Raw genomic sequence first — 18,324 nt, forward strand, 5'->3', positions numbered from 1 at the left:
TTTTTCCGGTCCTTGGAACGGGTTGTTCGTGACATAGCTGATTATATTGATAATATTTTGAACATAATTCGACAGATAGGGTCTTACCTGTTTCAGTTGGTTAAATTAAATCAAGGAGAGTCTAACATGAAGAAAGTACTGAGTGTCGCACTGGTAGCATTGTTTGTTGCAGGAACGTCTGCATTTGCCGGCGAAAGCTGCTGCGCGAAAAAAACAGCGAAAACGGAATGCTCGAAAGAAAAATCCTGCTCCAAAGACGCTGCTAAAAAATGCAGCGCGGATAAGAAAGAATGCAGCAGCAAAAAAGAGTGCACCAAGAAATAGTTGATTCTGTTTTGCATGTTTGAAAACCCTTCCGGAACCGGGAGGGTTTTTTTATTATTCCAGTCTTTGGAAGGTTTCTGAGGTTGGTGGCTGCGAGCGGGCAGGTTTCCAATTTCCGGAAAAAAGGGAAATCGGGTTTGCGGCGCGGGTGGGGCGGCGGTATTGTTTAACGCGTCTGGAAAACGGATGGAAAAATGGATGATGAGGATTTCAGGAATAGGGATGATGCGGCCAGACCGCCGCATATTTTCAGCCCGGATGCAAGTGAGCGTAACTGGGCGATGGCCTGTCATCTTTCGGCGGTAGGCGGTTACCTGTTGCCTTATGTCCTGGCTCAGTTTGTGATTCCGCTGGTGATCTGGCTGATGAAGCGTGACAGCGGCGCGTTTATTGATGCGCAGGGCAAAGAAACGGTTAATTTTCAGCTCAGCCTGTTGCTGTATGCGGTTGTGCTTACGCTGTCGGTGATCGGTTTGCTGTTGCTTCTTCCGTTGGTCATTTTCGGGTTTGTCTGTCCGATTGTCGGTGCCGTGAAAGCGAGTGAGGGACGCGAGTTCCGGTATCCGCTGTGTATTCATTTTATTAAATAGAGCATTCAGGAGAATGGATTTAGATGTCAGCAGAACGTATTGATGGAAAACAGATTGCCGCAGATATCCGGGCAGAACTTAAAGCAGAGGTTGCCGCGTTGAAAGAGCGGGGCATTGTTCCGGGGCTGGGCGTGATCCTGGTGGGCGAAGATCCGGCGTCGAAATCCTATGTTTCCGCAAAAGAAAAAGCGTGCGAAGCAATCGGCATTTTTTCTGATGACAACCGGCTTCCGGCTGAAACCACGCAGGAGGAGCTGCTGGCGGTGGTGGAACGTATGAACCACGATCCGAAAATCAACGGTATTCTGGTGCAGCTTCCGTTGCCTGGCCATATTGATGAATCGGCCGTGCTGCTGGCGATTGATCCGGACAAAGATGTTGACGGATTTCACCCGATGAATGTGGGTAAAATGATGATTGGCGAAGAGGCGTTTCTGCCTTGTACCCCGCATGGCGTCGTGCAGATGCTGATGCGCAGCGGGGTGGAAACCGAGGGTGCGCATGTGGTTGTGGTGGGCCGCAGCAATATCGTTGGAAAGCCGGTGGCCAATATGCTGCTGCAGAAAAAAGAGGGGGCGAATGCCACGGTCACGCTGTGTCATACCCGTACGAAAGATCTCGCTTCGCATGTCAAACAGGCGGATATCATTATTGCGGCTTCGGGTCGGCCGAATACCATTACGGCGGAAATGGTGAAAGACGGCGCGGTGGTCATTGATGTCGGCGTGAATCGGGTGGAGGATGCTTCCCGGGAGCGTGGGTATCGCCTGGTGGGGGATGTGGATTTTGAGGAAGTCAGTAAGGTGGCATCGAAAATTACGCCGGTTCCGGGGGGGGTTGGGCCGATGACCATTACCATGCTTTTGTTTAATACCGTTGAGTCGGCAAAACGTGCAAACAGAATTGACTGAGTTTTACAGGGGTGTAAACAACAACTAACCAAATGAAGGAGTCATCGTATGATCTCAAAGAAAATGCAGAAGGAACTGAATCAGCAGGTGAACAGAGAATTCTATTCCGCGTATATGTATCTGGCGATGTCGGCTTACTGTAATACGATCGGCCTGCCGGGGTTTGCGCACTGGATGCGTATGCAGTATGAGGAAGAGAGCATGCATGTGACCAAGATGTATGACTATATTCTCGGCCAGGGAGGAGAGATACATCTTCTCGCTATAGAGGAACCGGTAAAAGAATACGGATCCCCGCTGGAGGTATTCGAAAAAACGTTGGAGCATGAGCAGTATGTCACCAGCCTGATTCATAAACTGATGGATCTGGCGGTGCAGGAAAAAGATTATGCAACGCAGACCTTCCTTCAGTGGTATGTAACTGAACAGGTTGAAGAGGAAGCAAACGTGAATGATATTCTGGCCCCGCTGCGTATGGTGGGCGAGGATAAAGGCGGATTGATGATGATTGATCAACAACTGGCCGGACGTGCGGCTCCGACCCCGCTTCCTGCATAATTATTACGGAGATAAACGATGAGAAAGACGGTTGTTGCAGGATTGATTGTTTTAATGGCTTCCGCTTCGGCATTTGCATCGCGTAAAGATGAAATTACGCTGGTGATGGTTCCGCGGGAGGACAACGTGGTCCGTGTGGGGCTCGATTTGGCTAACCGATATCCCACGCTGCTGGTCAGCTATAAGGTCAACGGCGGTGTCGCATCGCTGCACGGCTGGACCGGCAAGGAATGGGTGAATATTGCAGTTGATGCATTCAAAGCGGGCGATTTTTTCCGTACGGGACCGGATTCGGCGTTGATTATCGATGAGGATAATGCGCTGGCGGATTCGCTGCTTCCCGCTGAGGACTGGTGCCCGGCCGTCTATAAAATTACGACCACGGAGACCCGGCCGCTGCTGCATCTGACCGGGCAGTATTACGACTTCGGATACAAGGATTGGAAGTGGTTCTGTGAGAACTATAAAATGTCTATGGAAGCCATCAATCCGGAGGGGTTGAATGTGGCCTGGTATCACAAACGCTTCAGCGACAACCTTAAAAATAAGCCGGTGGCAGCGGATGACCTGAAATTCTGGATGGCCGTGCGCCATCCGCTGCCTGCGGTGACGGAAGCCGTGGTTGAAAACGAGCGGGCGGCGGAAACAAATTCAGTTGAATCCGCTGTGCAGCCCGAAATGGAAACGCCGGAAGATGCCATGCTCATGAATCCGCTGACGAATGAAGTTCCGGAAGCAGTCGTTGTCGGTTCGGATAAGGTTGAAGATCTGAAAAAAGACGCCGGGGAGGCGCGGGATGATAGGTAAGATTCTTTCAGGATCTCTTCTGTTGCTTTCGCTCGCATTTTCCTGGGGTTGTGCTTCCGCCCCGGAACAACCCGAACACCGTCCGAAACTGGGGATTGCCCAGAACAGCGATGGGGTAGTGACGTTTGCCATCAGTACGGAGAAAGATTATATCTATGCTCTCTACTATGAAGATCCGGAAACCCGTGCATGGAAGCTTATTCCGGGCTGTGAAAATATACGGGGAACAGGGGGGCAGGTTGAGGTGCAGAAAACGTTTAAGTCGCGTGGTCCTCTGCCTTCATTCACGGTACGGCACACACGGGTCAATTAGTCGGTTTTGAAGGTGGTCAGAACGGGACGGTGGTCGGATGCAGCATAGGTTAGCGGATGTCTGATCACCGTTGATTTTTCGGGGACGACATCATTGAGCATGACCGCGTTGGCAAAGAAATAGTCGAAACGGGTGTGCAGTTCTGCTGATGAATCATAATAGGTCCAGGCATCACCGCCCGGTTCCTGAGGCCGGAGATCAAAAAGGTTTTTACGCGATTTTCCGGTAACTTCACGTATTGCGGCCGAATTCGGGTTGTCATTCATATCGCCGGTAACGAGCAGTTTGCAATCGGGATCTTTATCCAGAATACGGCGTACCACTTTATTCAGCAACCGGGCTTCATTGCGCCGCATTTCGGTCTGACCGAGCCGGTTGTAGATCTTGGATTTCAGGTGGGCATTGAGCAGGTGGAATGAATAGGTTTCTGAGATCTGAATCTGCGTTTCGAGGAAGCCTCGAGCCACCGGCAGCCGTGCCTTTCCGATGGAATACCATTCGTTGGTATGGTGCGTACTGTCCATGATTGGATAGCGGCTCAGTACGGCCAGGTTGTTGTCGTATCGGCCGCGTTGCAGAAGTTCCACATATTCATACTGTACACCCTGTGTTTTAAGCCATGCCTGTAATGCATGAAGGTAGGTTTCGTTTCCGATTTCCTGAACGGCGAGAATATCGGGATTCGCTTCACTGATAATCCGGGCAACGGCACGGCATTCGGAGTCCGGTTTCGGATCGTCTGCTCTGCCATCTCCATCGCGGTCGAGCAAGGTGAAGTTTCTGAGGTTGTATGTCATCACCGTAAATTCCCGGGTCTGCGCCGAGGACCCGGACAAAACCAGGATGCTAAGCAGGATTTTCAATACGTTCGGCAACATCTCGATATCCAATGTCGAAGGTGTAGATCTCTTTCAGCAGAGCGGTCCCTTTTTCCGGCTCACCGGTTTGCATTCGCAGTACACCGAGTTCGTACAGCACTTCTTTTCGCGTTTCATTCATATCCGGAAGTTCAGCCAGTGCTTTTTCAAACTGTTCGGAGGCAATATCGGCCTGGCCTTTTTCATAAAAGGCTTTCCCCAGATAAATCAGGGCTCTGATTCTTCGGTGGGGGTTGTGCTGTGCAGATTGAAATTGCTGAATGGCTTCGGTGAGTTGTCCGGCCTTGTAGCAGAGCTTGCCGAGTTCGAATTTAAGTTGAAGATCGTTCGGATAGCGCTCGGTTTCGCGGCGAGCAGATTGAATTTTCAGGTGGGCAAGTTCTTGTCGCAATAAGACGGCCTCGGCTTCATTCTGGTCATCTTCTGCCGCGGCCAGCCGAATCGCGAGCTGTCTTTCACGGGCGGTTTGCAGTTTTTTTTCAGCGGCTGTATGTTCCGGGTGCAGTGTGGAGAATTCTTCCAGAATCCGGATGGCACTGTCGTATTTCCGTTCCCGGATCATTTGGTCGGCGTAGGCCATTTTCAGTGCTGGGTCGGCGGGTTCCTGCATCAGCTCATTCTCGGTTTCAGGTACAGGGGGGGATGACATTTCCGCTTTTCTTCTTCCGGTTTTTCCCATGGTAAGGCGGGCTGCCGCATCTTTAAGTGCTTTGGCTGCCTGTGCATCGCCGGGAATGAGCTGCGCGATTTTTTCCCGGCATTCAAATTCGAGGTCGATTTGGTTGGTTTGTTGATACAGTCCGGCCAGGCGGGAGAGCAGGGCAGCCTCTGCAGGTCGGTTTTCGTTGATGATTTCGAGGGTGAGAATGGCAATTTCCGGAAGATCAGCAGCTTCGGCGGCATCGGCCTGCAGCTTCGCATATTTCGGATTCAGCGGATCGGATTTGAGCAGTTTTTCCGACAGCTCAACGGTCAGTTCGGGCTGTTTTTTCAGCCGTCTTGCGGCTTTTGCATACAAGGCCAGATTTTTTGCGGCCGCCCGTCGGCCGGGCGGGTTCTGTTTTGCGAGTGTGACGGCTGCTGTACGGAGTTTCCGGCGGACTTGGAGCAGGCGGGGTTCCAGAGCAAGGACCGTTTCGAACATGTCCATGGCATAGGCATAGTTGTTCCGTTTGAGGGCCTGTAGGCCCTTTTCATAGTAGGGCAGGATATCGTCGGGTGCATTCTCTAGTTTCACTTCAGCCATTGATTTACGCCTTCTGGATTCGGGACATAGTATTCCTGCCCCGGGAAAAATCAATCCGTTTACAGCACGGGCGTCATAAGGGCGCAGAGGTTTTCACCGAGTTTTTGCAGACGCGGGCGGTTAAGCCATTCGTTAAGGTCAACTTCTGAGCTGTCAGCGATGTCCTCTTTGATCATACGTTTGATGGCCGTCACGGCATTCTGTTCTTCGAAAAGAGCCGTGGTTTCATAGTTCAGTTCCAGACTGCGGATGTCAATATTGGCGGTGCCCACGAGGGCAACCGAGGTGTCGATCACCATGGCTTTGGCATGGATGAACGGAGGATTGCGGTGAAATATGCGTACGCCGGCATCCAGGAGCTCTTCGTAGAGTGCTTTCGAGGCCATGCCGGCATAACGGTGGTTGTTCTGCTTAGGAACAACGATACGGACATCGACTCCTCGCCGGGCGGCGGAACGAACGGCCTGAATGATGTCGGAACTGGGCACAAAGTATGGCGACACGATCAGAATCTGTTCCTGAGCTTCCACGATGGCATTGAAGAAAACCTCGGCCAGCAGACCGGGGGCGGAAGAGGGGCCACTGTCGATCAGCCGTGCATTTACGTTTCCGCAGGAGATGATTTCCGGGAACAGATCGGCCTGTAGAAGATCATCGACAGATTCGCGTGTCATGAAAAACCAGTCGCTTAGAAAGGAGAGTTGCAGCTCGTGGACCATCGGGCCTTCGACTTTAAAATGGTAATCACGAATGGCCTTCCGACCGTTGGAAGTCACATTTTCCGAGGAGATATTCACGCCGCCGAAAAATGCAATGCGGCCATCAACGACCAGATTCTTCCGGTGATTACGCAGGTTGATTTGAAACTGAGCTTTCAGCGGGTTGGCCTGAGTCCAGCCGCAGATTTCGAAGTTGGGAATATTCCGGTATTTCCGAAACATACCTCCAAGATAAGCGTGGGTGGAGCCGAACCGGTCAAAAAGAAGGCGGACTTTAACACCTTCCTCGGCTTTTTTTTTCAGGGCGTCCAACAGCATACGGCCGGTTTCATCGCGGTGGATAATGAAGCTCTGCATGTGAATGTGGTGTTTTGCCGAGCGAATGGACTGAAGCATCAGTGGATAAGCGGCATCGCCGCTTGCCAGCGGAAAGACGGCATTGGATGAGAGCAGGGGATGTTCGGGAATGATGGCATCCACGGCTTGATTGAGCTTTCGGCTCATGCGGTTTTCAATCGTTTCAGACGCTGAGCAGTAGTCCAGATGCCAGGCGCGCAACGGTGTTTCTGCGGCGAGCCGGGCATCTCTTTTTTTCATCAACATCTGGTTGGTGAGCTGTCGTTCCAGGCCCTTTATTGACACGCGGTCGATGCCGAATGAAAGGTAGACGAGCGGACCGATAAGCGGGAAGGACCAGGCCAGGAAAATCCAGAGGACGGTGGAGCTTGCATGACGGCGGCGCTGCAGGGCATGCAGGGTGACGCCGATGAATGCGCATAAATGCAGCATCGTGCTGAACACAACCCAGAATGTGAGGTCGGAACTGTTTGAAATCATGGAAGGAATCCTAGGCTTGGTATAAGAAAATGAACAGGTAAAATTCATTGTGCGGGGTTGCCTTCGGAATCCAAAGGACTACAGTTAAGCCATGAGATTTTTGCTATATAATATCTGTTATGGAACACACGGTAACCAGAAAAAATTTCCGTTGCTTGGATTGCTGGGGGGAACAACGAACCATCTGGGCGAAATCATCAAATTTCTCGGCGAGAAAAATCCTGATGTTATCGGCCTGGTTGAGGTTGATAACGGGTCCTACCGGCACGGGAAAAAATGTCAGGTGGAGCATATTGCCGATCAGTTGGGTCATTTTCATTCATACCGCTCAAAATATGCGGAGAATTCCCGGTGGCAGCAGGTGCCGATCTATAACAAGCAGGGGAATGCGTTTCTGGCCAAGGATGCTATTCATAAAGAAAAATTCCATTATTTTGACAAAGGCATGAAAAAACTGGTGATGGAACTGGAGCTGAAGGAAGTGACCTTTTTTCTGGTACATCTGGCGCTCAGTTTTAAAACGCGGCAGCGGCAGATTCTGCACCTGTATGACATGATCAAAAACACGGATCGGCCTCACATTGTGGCCGGCGATTTCAATGCGTTTGCGGGGGAGGATGAAATTCGACTGTTTATGTCGGCCAGCGGGCTTAAAAATGCAGATGTGAATATGCAGCCTTCGTATCCCAGCCGCGGTCCCAAACGGCATCTGGATTTCATCCTCCACAGTCCGGAAATTACCGTCACTGATTTCGAAATGCCGCGGGTTGATCTTTCCGATCATCTGCCGCTGGTGCTCGATTTTGAGATTGGGAAGAAATCCTGTACTTAATCGGGATAAAGCCATACTCTCCTGTGGCTTGAGGTGAATACATGACAGAATTTTTTATTGGTATGGCGGTAATGCTCATTCTGGCGGCGGCGCTGTGGGTGTGGAACAAAACGCGCAAAAAGGCTCCGGCAAAAGAAGTTCGCGTTTTTTCAAGCATCGAGCAGTTGAAAGCCATTGGCCAGCTCTCCGTTTATAAAGTACTGACCAAGGAAATCGTGACAGAAACCGATCACACCTGGGGCGAGTTCGGAAACCGTTATCTCGGCTGGGTGCTCAGTGGAAAAAAGATGGCCATGATTTTCGAATTTGAAATCGATTTTCGTTACAACCTTCAAAGTCCATATTTTGAAATCAGTGAAAAGGGCGAGGGGATCTATGCGGTGAGCATGCCGCCGTGCGATTACGAAGTGAATATTCGTGATATTCGTTTTTACGATGAACAGGGGTCAAAGTTGCTGCCCTGGCTGCTGCCGGATCTTCTCAACGGGTTTCTCAGCGGCGGCTTTAAAGAGCAGGACAAAAACAATCTGGTCGATGCCGCTAAAGGGCACGCCCAGAAGCAGGCGCTGGAGCTGATCAATAATATCCAGTCCGAAGTTCAGAAGTCGGCCAAGAATACGCTGAAATCGCTCAGTCGCGCATTTGGAGCTCGGGAAATCGATTTCGCGTTCACAGCGCAGGAGGCGGAAGCCAAACAGGTTTCGGTTGAAGTTTCAGAAAAAATTGCATCGTAAACCGCTGAGATATTGCAGAAACGCTGTATTTAGTAGGTCTCTTCAGAAACTCTGCCGTTCAGCACGGTTTCTGTTGCTCCGATACCCAGCCGGGTAGCGCCCTGCTGAAGAAATCCAATCGCCTGATCCCATGTGCGGATACCGCCAGAGGCTTTCACGCCCATTGTTTCGCCAACGGTTTTCACCATGACGTCGATTATTTCCGGAGTGGCCGAAGAGGGGCCGAATCCCGTAGAGGTTTTCACAAAATCGGCACCGGCTTCTCTTGAGATTTCACAGGCTGCCGCCACTTCTTCCAGGGTCAGGAAACAGCTCTCCTGAATCACTTTCACGAGGGCATTTTCCGCATGCGCAATCTCAGTGACGGCCTGAATATCTTTTCGCACGTCGTCATAGTTTCCGGACAAAAAGCGGCCGATATTCATGACCATATCAATTTCCCGGGCACCGTCTTCGAGCGCCAGTCGCGCCTGAGTGATTTTTGCCGCCGTTGTGTCGGCTCCGTGGGGAAAGCTGAGTACCGTCGAAACCAGCACCTTCGAATCGTTTAAAAGTTCGGACGCCAGTCTCACGTCGCAAGGGCGGACGCACATACTGGCTACCCCGTATTTTAAACACATGTCAGCGTTACTGCGCACATCAGCAACAGTCTGATTGGGTTTCAGTACGGCGTGATCGATTGTTGAGGCAACCTGCTCCATCGTATAGGGCATCGCTTGGTCCTTTCATAGAAAAGCCGCCCGGCTGGGGGGCGGCTTTCATTTTTCCAGCGGTTGGAAATTTATTTTGCGGTTATACGACGGATGTATTCTTTATCTTCGTCGGAAAAAGCGCTTCCGGGAATGGTTGTTTCGCGACCGTTTTTGGAACTCTTCAGGGTAACCTGTCCCTTTTCGACTTTTACGAACAGAGCGTTGACGGTGATCGTGCGACCTTTAATGGTGATATTCCAGTCGCGATAGTCGATGACTTCGCCGGAAGCGGAAGTTTCTTTATCCGGAACTGCCGGAATACCACCACCTGCGACGATCGGACCTTCTTTTTTCTCTTCCAGTCGCGGATTTTTCACAAATTTGGTCGGGATGCCGTCAACACGAACGGTATCTGCCGGTCCCGATGCGGGAATGGGGAACGGGAAATAAGTGCTTCCATCGCCGGAATCCAGTAATACTGCACCTTCTTCATAATCGACGGGCTCAAAATCTACGAGGTAGAATCCGAGATATTCAGGAACGTTATTATATACAATGAGGTGGTATCCCCCTTTTTTCAAGGTACCTGAATAAATGTGATAGTAATCATCTTCACCATCAGCACCTTCGAATTCCAGCGAGCAGACGCTGTAAACCTTCATTCGATCCTGATAATGGGGGTCGCCGAGTTCCTCCATGAGTTTCTGAACGTCTCTTTTATCCGGATCATTTTTTTTGGCGGCCTCAGCCTGCATCAGCCCGGTGACAGCAACAGTGGCGCAAATCAACGTTGTAAGTGTTTTTCTCATCCTTGATCGTCTCCTTATCTCATGTTTGATCGGTGCATCCTAAATCTATCGTGTCCACTTTTCCTACATAAATAGAGCTTTTGCTTTGGAATCGCTATGTTTTTCTCACTTTTATTAAAGGAACGTCCGCGAAATCGTGAATTAGACACTTGGCAGGGTGGTGGGCTTTCTGCATAATGCGCGGCCTTTTTGAAGTTTACACAACCGAGGGACATATAATGTACAGTGCATCCGACCTTAAAAAAGGCCTGAAAATCGAGATCGACGGCGACCCGTGCATGATCACCAATTTTGAGTTTTCCAAACCCGGGAAAGGCCAGGCGCTTTACCGTTGCAAAATCAAAAATTTAATTACCGGAAACACCTTCGATAAAACCTATCGTTCCGTGGAAAAAATTAACAAGGCATCGCTGATGTCGCGCGATTTTACTTTTTCCTATATCGATGGGGATAACTATGTTTTTTCCGACAACGAAACATTTGAAGAAGCAATACTCAGCGACGAACTGCTGGGCGATCTGAAATATTTCATTGTGGATGACATGGAAGTGGAGATTCTGTTCCACAACGAGCGCGCCCTCGACATCACCCTCCCGAATTTTGTGGAAATGGTGATTGCCGAAACCGAGCCGGGTGCACGCGGCGATACGGCAACCAATGTCATGAAACCGGCGAAGCTGGACAACGGCTACGAAATCAATGTGCCGATCTTCATTAATGAAGGGGACATGATTCGTATTGATACACGGACCGGAACGTATGCCGATCGCGTGGCCAAAGGGTAAATGAATACCGGCCCTGTTATAGCCAGAGACGTCCTGATGCGCGGCATCCGGGCGTTTTTTTATGCACGTGATTACGCCGAGGTGGAAACGCCGATCCGGCTGAAGATTCCCTGTATGGAACTCCATATTGATGCGGAGCCTTCCGGGGATCATTTTCTGCGCACTTCACCCGAAATTTTTCATAAACAGCTGCTCGCTGCGGGACATCAGCGTATTTTTGAGATCGGCAAATGTTTTCGGCACGGCGAGCGGGGTCCGTTGCATCATCCGGAATACACCATGCTGGAATGGTATCAGACGGGTGCGGATTACATGGATATTCTGGAGGAAACCAAACAGTTGATTGCCTGCGTCTGGAAAGGGGTTTCCAGGGATTGGAAAATTCTGCCTGTTTCAGAGGCATTTCAGGAATTTGCGGGCTGGGATCCGGCGGGGAATTATGATGAAAACCGCTTTGATATCGATCTGGTGGATAAGGTCGAACCCGCCATCCGAAAAATCGGCGGGCCGGTGGTGCTCAAAGACTATCCGGTTGAAGCAGCCGCTCTTTCGCGTAAAAAAAACGGCAATCCTTTGGTGGCGGAACGGTGGGAGCTTTATATTGACGGAGTGGAAATAGCGAATGCCTATTCCGAGCTGACCGATCCCGTTGAACAGCGTATGCGGTTCGAAGAATGCGCGGCGCAGCGTCGTGCTCTCGGGAAAACGGTGTATCCCATCGATGAGGCCTTTCTTCAGGCCCTGGAACATATGCCGCCGGCCGGCGGTGTTGCACTGGGGGTGGACCGTTTGCTGATGTTGCTCCTTGGAGCGTCTACGCTGGACGCCGTACTTCCGTTCCGGAATTAGTCGGGAGCATGATCATCACTGCTGTCGTGATGATATTTTTCCACGGTTTTTTCCAGGTGACGCAATTGTTTGGCCACATCGTTCAGCCGGTATTCAATGGAATTAAGAATCCAGAACTGAAAGTGCTCCACCTTGGTTGATTTATGCATCATCCAGATAATCTTGATGGAGACCAGCAGGACCGCAATTTCGAGGGAAAAAAGCGGGGGAATCAGCGGATCCGCAACGTGCAGCAGGTGGTTTACAAAATCGTTGATGGCCAGTGCCGCAATCGCGATGATGAAAAAACGGTTAACCCAGCGGTCCTGTTTTTCGGCATCTTTCCCGCCGATCTGCCCCATAAGCTGACGTATTTTTTCTTTTTCTCGTTTAAACTGATCAAGCTCGGCTTTCAGTTTGACGGGATCGAGTTCTTCCATGTTTTAAATCTCCTGTAAAAACTGGCCGGATTATAGTCCCGCCTGAGCATGCATCAATAAAATCAGTCATCGAATCCCCCGGGCTCGGTGTGGCCGGCCGATCTTTTCTGTGAGAGAAACCAATGTTCTGCAAAGGGATGTTCAAAGAACTGTGCTGCTGTTCTTTCATTCAGGCCCTCTGCAATGGGGCCGCTCCGCTTTCGGCTTTCATCAATAAATTAGCGTGTCAATCCGGCGAAGTGCGTGCTAAAAACTGCCCTTATTTTCCACGGGAGTTTCAATGGGGCGTAAATTAAAAATCGGGGTGGCGTGCGGCGGCACGGGCGGACATATTTTTCCGGGACTGGCCACGGCCAATGAACTGGCTTCGCGGGGGCATGAGGTAACACTCTGGCTCGCCGGGAAAGACATCGAGCATGAATCGGTCAAAGGCTGGAACGGCGAGATTATCACCATTCCGGCGGAAGGCTTTCAGTTTGGCTTTTCATTTCGCAGCGTCCAGACCGTATATCGGCTGCTCAAAGCCTATCGGCTTGCGCTGTCAAAAATGAAAGCAAATCCGCCGGATGTGGTGCTGGCAATGGGCAGCTATGCCTCTTTCGGTCCCATTAAAGCGGCGGGAAAACTGAATATTCCCTATGTTTTGCACGAAGCCAATCTGTTGCCGGGCCGCGCCGTTTCCATGTTGGCCGGCAAGGCCGATACGATCGCCGTGAGCTTTGAAAAAACCAGCTATTATCTCAAACATGCCAACATTGTCCGTACCGGCATGCCGTTGCGAAAAGATATTCAGGATGCCAGCGCACGTCCGCGAATTCCCCGGGCAGAAGGCGGACCCATGCGGATCATGATCATGGGCGGCAGTCGCGGGGCCCAGGTGCTGAACGAGGTGCTGCCGCGCTCGCTGGCCTTGGTGGCCGAAACAGGGGTGCAGCTGGAAGTGATTCATATTGCCGGGCTGCAGGACACCGAATCCATTGCCGCCGTCTACGAAAAGGCATGCATCAAAGCCGAAGTTCAGCATTTTATCCAGCACATGGAAGAGGTCTATCTGAATACCGATCTTGCCATTTGCCGTTCCGGTGCCGCCACCTGCGCCGAGCTCGCGGCCTTTGGTGTTCCTGCCCTGCTGATTCCCTATCCCCACGCCGTGCGCGATCATCAAATGGGCAATGCCCGGATTCTTCAGGATTCCGGGGCCGCCGATGTGGTGGACCAGCAGGATATCAGCACAACCTGGCTGCGCGATTATCTCATCCGCGTATCGGAAAAACCCGGACGACTCGAGCGCATGGCGACGGCCATGAAAAAACGAGGGCAGTCCGATGCTGCGCAGCAGTTGGCGAATCTGATTGAAAAAGTGGGTGGTGAATAAGATGGATCCGGTGGATCAGGCGGCTGAGCTGATTCAAAAAGGCGGCCATGTTCACTTGATCGGCATCGGGGGCATCGGTATGGCCGGTATTGCCTGGCTGCTGAAAGAACGCGGCTTCTGCGTATCCGGCTGCGACCTGCAACAGAATCGGCAGACCGATTGGCTCTCGGAAAACGGGATCAACATCGCATCCGATCATACCGAGTCCCACCTCAGCGATGCCGTCGACTGGGTGGTGCGCTCAACCGCCGTTTCGGATGCGCACCCCGAAATCAGGGCCGCGCTGAAAAAAGGTCTTCCGGTTTCCCGCCGGGGCGAAGTCCTGCCGGCACTCATGCGCGATCGTACCTGCATTGCTGTCAGCGGCACACACGGTAAAACCACCACCACCGCCATGATTGCGCAGATTCTCAGTTGCGGCTTTTTTGTCGGCGGGGAAATGGCCGGGTTCGATGGTGCCGTCGCGCGCGACGGCGAAATTATGGTGGTCGAAGCCGATGAATCCGACGGCACCGTTGCCGGGTATTCACCCGACTTCGCCATCATCACCAATATCGAATACGACCATATGGAGCACCACGACTCCGAGGCCGCATTCATCGGCTGTTTTGAACAACTGATCCGCCAGACCAAAAAGACGGTATTTTATTGTTCCGCAGATCCCATCGCCGCGCGCATCTGTTCCGCACATTCCAAATGCGTGCCGTACGGGCTGATCGCGCATCTGAATCTTCCAATTCCCGGAATTCACAACCAATGGAACGCCTCTGCCGCGCATGCAGTTTCCAGAGCCTGGAAAAACGACAGCGAAATTTTCCAGGCATTGGAACGCATCCGGCCCGTTGCCCGTCGCTTTGAAACCGTCTGCAATCAGGATGGAATCCGGATCGTTTCCGACTATGCGCACCATCCGACCGAAATTGCCGCCCTCATCCAGACGGCGCAGGAACTGAAACCAAAGCGTCTGCTGGCTGTTTTTCAGCCGCACCGCTACACCCGGACCTTGGCGCTCGGAGAAGATTTTCCGCCCAGTTTCCAAGGTCTGGAAAAGCTCTGGCTCGTCCCCGTCTATGCCGCCTCCGAACATCCGCTGCCCGGCGGCACCTCCGAAGATCTTCTCAACCGCTTCCCCGAAGACTGGAAAAATCGCCTCCATTATTTCCCAGCACTGGAAGCTGCCTGGGAGGAGGCCCGAAAAGAACTTCGCGAAGGGGACCTGCTGCTGATCATTGGAGCAGGGGATGTCGAGCAAATCGCCGATTGGGCAAAAAAGACGGGTGTGGATTCTTAAACCCGGCTGATCTACATGGCATCTTCATGTTTCACCTCCATATAGTTATACCTTGTTTGATTATTTCTCGGTATAAGCACTCGCAGTGCAGAACCTTCGGAGTTTCACCACAGAGGAACACGGAGGAAGGCCTCTGTGTTCTCCGAGTCCTCTAGCGGAGCGGGTGGTAAAAAGATACCTGTATGTTTTGGCAAGTGGTATAAATCGAATCCTTCAGCCGTGACTTGGCCAGCATGCAGCAAATCATCACAAAGAAGCTCAACGGCTGATCGAAGCTTAGTCGGGCAGTTGGGTGCAAAACTCTTTAGCCGATCGATAGGGCTCCGACATGAGCGGCGAAACGGCCTGCACCAATTCATCGTCGGTCATCTTCATCAATAATATTCTTTGATGTATTCATACGCCCGCTCGAAGAGGGCCTGGTCCGTGTGGAGCTTGTATTTCAGCAGGGCTTTGCGGAGGGATTTCTGGACTTCGCGTTCGCCTTGGTTGGTGTTTTGCCACCCGGGAAAGCGGACGATGCGCACGATGGCGTCGATGTCCGTGACAATGCGCTCGACCACGGCGGGCGTCTGGTCGGTCTTGATTTCGAGAAACAGCTCGGTCAGGGCCGCTTTCGGGCTCTTGTCCTGCAGCGCGGCTTCGAGCTCTTTTTCGGCCTGCACAGTTTCCTTGGCCAGCTTGCAGAGTTCCTTCACAAATTCGATGGAAGAGATCAGCCCGCGCTCGGCCTTATCGCGCAGCTCCTCCAGCCGCTCGCTGAGCGATTTAAATTTGGGATCGCCCGCATGTTTCTTAAAGCGCTTGATGAGGGTCTTTTCGAGCTGCTTCACCTTTTTCGGGTCGGGATGGTTGAAGATGTCCTCGATCACATCGGCATCAAGCACAAATTCTTCGAGGGTATGCAGCTCGCCGACATGCAGGTTTTCGTGGATCAGCCGGGTCGTCTGCGCGCCGAGCGTCAGCCACAGCAGTTTGCCGATGTTGTCCGACGCCGGTTTAACCGATTCATAGACCTGTGCCAGCCAGCGGTAGTCTTCGTTGTAAAGATTCAGGATGTTGTCCGGCGACAGCGATTCCCAGATTTTGCTTAAAAATTTAAAGTTGCGCGCAAAGGCATCCTTCTTCTTATCGTCGCTGATGGCCTCCTGCGCGGCTTCCAGGCCCTCAAATCCTTCGAGCGTGCGGTCCACGCCCTCAAAATGGGCCAGTGTCTCTTTCATGGCTTTCGGCAGTTTGTCGCGCAGTTCGGAAAGGTTGGTGATCACCTTCCGGATACTCTCCTCGTCAAACTCCAGCGCCTTGGCGGCATCATCGAACACCCCGAAATAATCCACAATGCGCCCGAAGCTCTTTTGCGGATACAGCCGGTTTGTGCGGCAGATGGCCTGCAGCAGGGTATGATCCTTCAGCGATTTATCCAGATACATCGTCTGCAGGATCGGCGCGTCAAATCCGGTCAGCAGCTTGGCCGTCACGATAATAAACTTCAGCTCGGAGGCAGCATCGTTGAATTCATCCACGATCTTTTCCTGCTGACTCTTATCCACCGCCCACTTTTGCTTAAACTCCAGCGCATCGTTGGCCGAGGTGGAAATCACCACCCGACTCGCCTCGGTCGGGAAATGTTTATCCAGCTCCTCTTTATACTGCACGCAGGCAAAACGGTCCGGCGTCACAATCATCGCCTTCAGTCCGTGCGGCGCCACTTTTTCGGTAAAATGGACCGCAATATCCTTCACAATCCGCGTCACCCGCTCCGGCGCTTTCAAAAAGGCCGACATCTTGGCCGACTTCCGGTTCAGCGCATCCGCCTCCTCATCCGTCAGCGCCGCTTCTTCTTTAAATTCAGCAAACGCTTTATCCAGCGCCTCCGTATCCACATGCACATCTACCAGCCGCGGCTCAAAATGCAGCGGCAGGGTCGCGCCGTCGCGGATCGAATCGTGGAACGTGTAGCGGCTCATATAGCCGCCGGCATCCTCTTCCGCGCCAAAGGCCCAGAACGTATTCTTATCCGCCTTATTCACCGGGGTCCCGGTCAGCCCGAACAGAAAGGCGTTCGGCAGCGCGGCGCGCATCTGACGTCCCAGATCGCCTTCCTGCGTGCGGTGCGCCTCATCCACCAGCACAATAATGTTATCGCGCGTATTCATATTGGGCCGCGCATCGCGGAACTTATGAATCATCGAAATAATGATCTTGCGCGTATCGCGCTCCAGCATCAGCTGGAGCTCCTTAATGCTCTCGGTGCACTCCACATTGGCCACATCCGCCGCATTAAACGTCCCGCTGATCTGCGTATCCAGATCCGTGCGGTCTACCAGCACAATCACCGTCGGACTCTTCAGGCTGGCGGCACGGCGCAGCTTCTGCGCGGCGAATACCATCAGCAGCGATTTTCCCGACCCCTGGAAATGCCAGATCAACCCCTTCTTAATCCGGCCGTCGATCACCCGCTCCACAATCTGGTTCGCGCCTTCCAACTGTTGGAAACGCGGGATCACCTTGATGCGCTGCTTTTTCTTATTCGTCGTGAACAGCGAAAAATTGCGCAGGATATCGAGCAGGCGCGCCGGACTGAGCAGGTCGGTGAGTTCGGCACCCACTTCGGCCAGCCCCAGCGATTTGGCAATCGCGCATTCATCGTCCAGCCGCCACGGCGCCCAGAACTCCAGCGGACAGCGAATCGCGCCGTAAAACAGCTCCTTGCCCTCCGTCGCGAACGACAGAATGTTCGGCACAAACAACTGCGGAACCGCATTTTCATAGATGTTATGAATCTCGTGCGCGCCGTCCAGCCAGCTGACCGACGGGCGGATCGGCGTTTTGGCCTCGCCGACCACCACCGGCATCCCGTTCAGCAGCAGCACCACATCCGGAATCTTGGTTTCGCGATGATGTATCCGAAACTGATTGGTGATGACATAGGTGTTCTGCGACAGATCCTCAAAATCGACCAACCGCACCGGAACATGCCGGTTATTCTCGCCAAACGGCATCGTCTTTTCGCCGCTCAACCATTGGAAAAATTCCTCGTTGGCTTTGACGAGTCCGACCTGATTGACCGAAATCAAAATCGCGCGCAGTTTATAGATCACCTCATCGGCCAACTCCGGCCGTTCGGCAATTTCCGGATTGAGCCGAATCAACGCCGCTTTGACCTCCGACTCCACCAGCACCTCATTCACACCGCGTTGCAACTGCTCGGCCGACTGATAACGCCATTTTGCGCCATAGGCCTGCTCCGCCGCTTCCGCGCCCGACCACTCCGGCACATCGCGGTTCAAATCCATGCCCGACAACTGATGGACAATGTAATGCTCGACGCTGTTGAGTTCGGTAAAGGCCATAT

The 18,324-nt window shown here is 52.4% G+C and carries 19 protein-coding genes; 12 read left to right on the plus strand and 7 right to left on the minus strand.

Annotation, left to right across the window (positions count from 1 at the left end):
* Positions 1-126: 126 nt before the first annotated feature.
* From P9H32_RS01930 to P9H32_RS01955, 6 genes are all read left to right on the plus strand, one after another.
* Complete coding sequence (locus P9H32_RS01930) at positions 127-324, plus strand: hypothetical protein (RefSeq protein ID WP_322607174.1); 198 nt, start codon at positions 127-129, stop codon at positions 322-324.
* Positions 325-518: 194 nt separating this feature from the next.
* On the plus strand, positions 519-914 hold the full coding sequence (locus tag P9H32_RS01935; RefSeq protein ID WP_322607175.1) for a DUF4870 domain-containing protein: 396 nt from the start codon (positions 519-521) through the stop codon (positions 912-914).
* Positions 915-937: 23 nt separating this feature from the next.
* The gene (folD, locus tag P9H32_RS01940; RefSeq protein WP_322607176.1) at positions 938-1,825 is read left to right on the plus strand and encodes a bifunctional methylenetetrahydrofolate dehydrogenase/methenyltetrahydrofolate cyclohydrolase FolD; all 888 of its coding nucleotides are present in this window, start codon (positions 938-940) and stop codon (positions 1,823-1,825) included.
* A gap of 48 nt (positions 1,826-1,873) precedes the next feature.
* A complete protein-coding gene (locus tag P9H32_RS01945; protein ID WP_322607177.1) occupies positions 1,874-2,383 on the plus strand; it encodes a ferritin in 510 nt (169 codons plus the stop codon).
* Positions 2,384-2,401: 18 nt separating this feature from the next.
* Positions 2,402-3,190, plus strand: coding sequence for a hypothetical protein (locus P9H32_RS01950; protein ID WP_322607178.1), 789 nt, complete (start codon positions 2,402-2,404; stop codon positions 3,188-3,190).
* Positions 3,180-3,503, plus strand: coding sequence for a hypothetical protein (locus tag P9H32_RS01955; RefSeq protein WP_322607179.1), 324 nt, complete (start codon positions 3,180-3,182; stop codon positions 3,501-3,503). Before P9H32_RS01950 ends, P9H32_RS01955 begins: the two co-directional genes overlap by 11 nt.
* Here P9H32_RS01955 and P9H32_RS01960 read toward each other — a convergent pair.
* Genes P9H32_RS01960 through cls form a run of 3 tightly spaced genes read right to left on the minus strand, consistent with a single transcriptional unit; the run spans position 3,500 to position 7,183 of the window.
* Positions 3,500-4,381: an endonuclease/exonuclease/phosphatase family protein gene (locus P9H32_RS01960; protein WP_322607180.1), complete on the minus strand. Its 882-nt coding sequence runs from the start codon at positions 4,379-4,381 to the stop codon at positions 3,500-3,502. The genes P9H32_RS01955 and P9H32_RS01960 overlap by 4 nt on opposite strands.
* Positions 4,350-5,627 carry a UDP-N-acetylglucosamine--peptide N-acetylglucosaminyltransferase SPINDLY family protein gene (locus tag P9H32_RS01965; RefSeq protein WP_322607181.1) on the minus strand — a complete coding sequence of 426 codons (1,278 nt, stop codon included), beginning with the start codon at positions 5,625-5,627 and terminating at the stop codon, positions 4,350-4,352. The genes P9H32_RS01960 and P9H32_RS01965 overlap by 32 nt, the downstream gene beginning before the upstream one ends.
* Positions 5,628-5,686: 59 nt before the next feature.
* Positions 5,687-7,183 carry a cardiolipin synthase gene (gene cls, locus P9H32_RS01970; protein ID WP_322607182.1) on the minus strand — a complete coding sequence of 499 codons (1,497 nt, stop codon included), beginning with the start codon at positions 7,181-7,183 and terminating at the stop codon, positions 5,687-5,689.
* A 91-nt stretch (positions 7,184-7,274) separates the two neighbouring features.
* On the opposite strand from cls, the gene P9H32_RS01975 reads away from it, so the two are divergent.
* Together P9H32_RS01975 and P9H32_RS01980 are read left to right on the plus strand one after the other, a co-directional pair.
* A complete protein-coding gene (locus P9H32_RS01975) occupies positions 7,275-8,015 on the plus strand; it encodes an endonuclease/exonuclease/phosphatase family protein (RefSeq protein WP_322607183.1) in 741 nt (246 codons plus the stop codon).
* Between the two features lie 41 nt (positions 8,016-8,056).
* The gene (locus tag P9H32_RS01980) at positions 8,057-8,749 is read left to right on the plus strand and encodes a DUF4230 domain-containing protein (protein WP_322607184.1); all 693 of its coding nucleotides are present in this window, start codon (positions 8,057-8,059) and stop codon (positions 8,747-8,749) included.
* Positions 8,750-8,778: 29 nt separating this feature from the next.
* Here the strand turns inward: P9H32_RS01980 and deoC are convergent, their stop codons facing one another.
* Both deoC and P9H32_RS01990 read right to left on the minus strand, forming a co-directional pair.
* On the minus strand, positions 8,779-9,462 hold the full coding sequence (gene deoC, locus P9H32_RS01985; RefSeq protein ID WP_322607185.1) for a deoxyribose-phosphate aldolase: 684 nt from the start codon (positions 9,460-9,462) through the stop codon (positions 8,779-8,781).
* A gap of 68 nt (positions 9,463-9,530) precedes the next feature.
* The gene (locus P9H32_RS01990; protein ID WP_322607186.1) at positions 9,531-10,250 is read right to left on the minus strand and encodes a hypothetical protein; all 720 of its coding nucleotides are present in this window, start codon (positions 10,248-10,250) and stop codon (positions 9,531-9,533) included.
* 218 nt (positions 10,251-10,468) lie between these two features.
* Between P9H32_RS01990 and efp the strand changes: the two genes are divergently transcribed.
* Both efp and epmA read left to right on the plus strand, forming a co-directional pair.
* Entirely contained in the window at positions 10,469-11,035 is a 567-nt protein-coding gene (efp, locus tag P9H32_RS01995) for an elongation factor P (RefSeq protein ID WP_322607187.1), read from the plus strand.
* Entirely contained in the window at positions 11,036-11,884 is an 849-nt protein-coding gene (gene epmA, locus P9H32_RS02000) for an EF-P lysine aminoacylase EpmA (protein ID WP_322607188.1), read from the plus strand.
* On the opposite strand, the gene P9H32_RS02005 is transcribed toward epmA, so the two are convergent.
* A complete protein-coding gene (locus P9H32_RS02005; protein WP_322607189.1) occupies positions 11,881-12,303 on the minus strand; it encodes a hypothetical protein in 423 nt (140 codons plus the stop codon). The genes epmA and P9H32_RS02005 overlap by 4 nt on opposite strands.
* A 280-nt stretch (positions 12,304-12,583) precedes the next feature.
* Between P9H32_RS02005 and murG the strand changes: the two genes are divergently transcribed.
* Together murG and P9H32_RS02015 are read left to right on the plus strand one after the other, a co-directional pair.
* The gene (gene murG, locus P9H32_RS02010) at positions 12,584-13,678 is read left to right on the plus strand and encodes an undecaprenyldiphospho-muramoylpentapeptide beta-N-acetylglucosaminyltransferase (RefSeq protein WP_322607190.1); all 1,095 of its coding nucleotides are present in this window, start codon (positions 12,584-12,586) and stop codon (positions 13,676-13,678) included.
* Positions 13,656-14,969 (plus strand): UDP-N-acetylmuramate--L-alanine ligase, encoded by a 1,314-nt coding sequence (locus P9H32_RS02015; protein ID WP_322607191.1) that lies wholly within the window; start codon positions 13,656-13,658, stop codon positions 14,967-14,969. Before murG ends, P9H32_RS02015 begins: the two co-directional genes overlap by 23 nt.
* A gap of 374 nt (positions 14,970-15,343) precedes the next feature.
* Here P9H32_RS02015 and P9H32_RS02020 read toward each other — a convergent pair whose 3' ends face one another.
* Positions 15,344-18,322 carry a type I restriction endonuclease subunit R gene (locus P9H32_RS02020; protein WP_322607192.1) on the minus strand — a complete coding sequence of 993 codons (2,979 nt, stop codon included), beginning with the start codon at positions 18,320-18,322 and terminating at the stop codon, positions 15,344-15,346.
* Positions 18,323-18,324 lie beyond the last annotated feature (2 nt).

The organism is Pontiella agarivorans, from assembly GCF_034531395.1.
Classification (GTDB): domain Bacteria; phylum Verrucomicrobiota; class Kiritimatiellia; order Kiritimatiellales; family Pontiellaceae; genus Pontiella; species Pontiella agarivorans.

Excerpts from the sequence above, each read along its gene's own strand:
- P9H32_RS01930 (WP_322607174.1), top strand. The coding sequence starts at position 127 with ATGAAGAAAGTACTGAGTGTCGCACTGGTAGCATTGTTTGTTGCAGGA.
- P9H32_RS01935 (WP_322607175.1), top strand. The coding sequence starts at position 519 with ATGGATGATGAGGATTTCAGGAATAGGGATGATGCGGCCAGACCGCCG.
- folD (WP_322607176.1), top strand. The coding sequence starts at position 938 with ATGTCAGCAGAACGTATTGATGGAAAACAGATTGCCGCAGATATCCGG.
- P9H32_RS01945 (WP_322607177.1), top strand. The coding sequence starts at position 1,874 with ATGATCTCAAAGAAAATGCAGAAGGAACTGAATCAGCAGGTGAACAGA.
- P9H32_RS01950 (WP_322607178.1), top strand. The coding sequence starts at position 2,402 with ATGAGAAAGACGGTTGTTGCAGGATTGATTGTTTTAATGGCTTCCGCT.
- P9H32_RS01955 (WP_322607179.1), top strand. The coding sequence starts at position 3,180 with ATGATAGGTAAGATTCTTTCAGGATCTCTTCTGTTGCTTTCGCTCGCA.
- P9H32_RS01960 (WP_322607180.1), bottom strand. The coding sequence starts at position 4,381 with ATGTTGCCGAACGTATTGAAAATCCTGCTTAGCATCCTGGTTTTGTCC.
- P9H32_RS01965 (WP_322607181.1), bottom strand. The coding sequence starts at position 5,627 with ATGGCTGAAGTGAAACTAGAGAATGCACCCGACGATATCCTGCCCTAC.
- cls (WP_322607182.1), bottom strand. The coding sequence starts at position 7,183 with ATGATTTCAAACAGTTCCGACCTCACATTCTGGGTTGTGTTCAGCACG.
- P9H32_RS01975 (WP_322607183.1), top strand. The coding sequence starts at position 7,275 with ATGAGATTTTTGCTATATAATATCTGTTATGGAACACACGGTAACCAG.
- P9H32_RS01980 (WP_322607184.1), top strand. The coding sequence starts at position 8,057 with ATGACAGAATTTTTTATTGGTATGGCGGTAATGCTCATTCTGGCGGCG.
- deoC (WP_322607185.1), bottom strand. The coding sequence starts at position 9,462 with ATGCCCTATACGATGGAGCAGGTTGCCTCAACAATCGATCACGCCGTA.
- P9H32_RS01990 (WP_322607186.1), bottom strand. The coding sequence starts at position 10,250 with ATGAGAAAAACACTTACAACGTTGATTTGCGCCACTGTTGCTGTCACC.
- efp (WP_322607187.1), top strand. The coding sequence starts at position 10,469 with ATGTACAGTGCATCCGACCTTAAAAAAGGCCTGAAAATCGAGATCGAC.
- epmA (WP_322607188.1), top strand. The coding sequence starts at position 11,036 with ATGAATACCGGCCCTGTTATAGCCAGAGACGTCCTGATGCGCGGCATC.
- P9H32_RS02005 (WP_322607189.1), bottom strand. The coding sequence starts at position 12,303 with ATGGAAGAACTCGATCCCGTCAAACTGAAAGCCGAGCTTGATCAGTTT.
- murG (WP_322607190.1), top strand. The coding sequence starts at position 12,584 with ATGGGGCGTAAATTAAAAATCGGGGTGGCGTGCGGCGGCACGGGCGGA.
- P9H32_RS02020 (WP_322607192.1), bottom strand. The coding sequence starts at position 18,322 with ATGGCCTTTACCGAACTCAACAGCGTCGAGCATTACATTGTCCATCAG.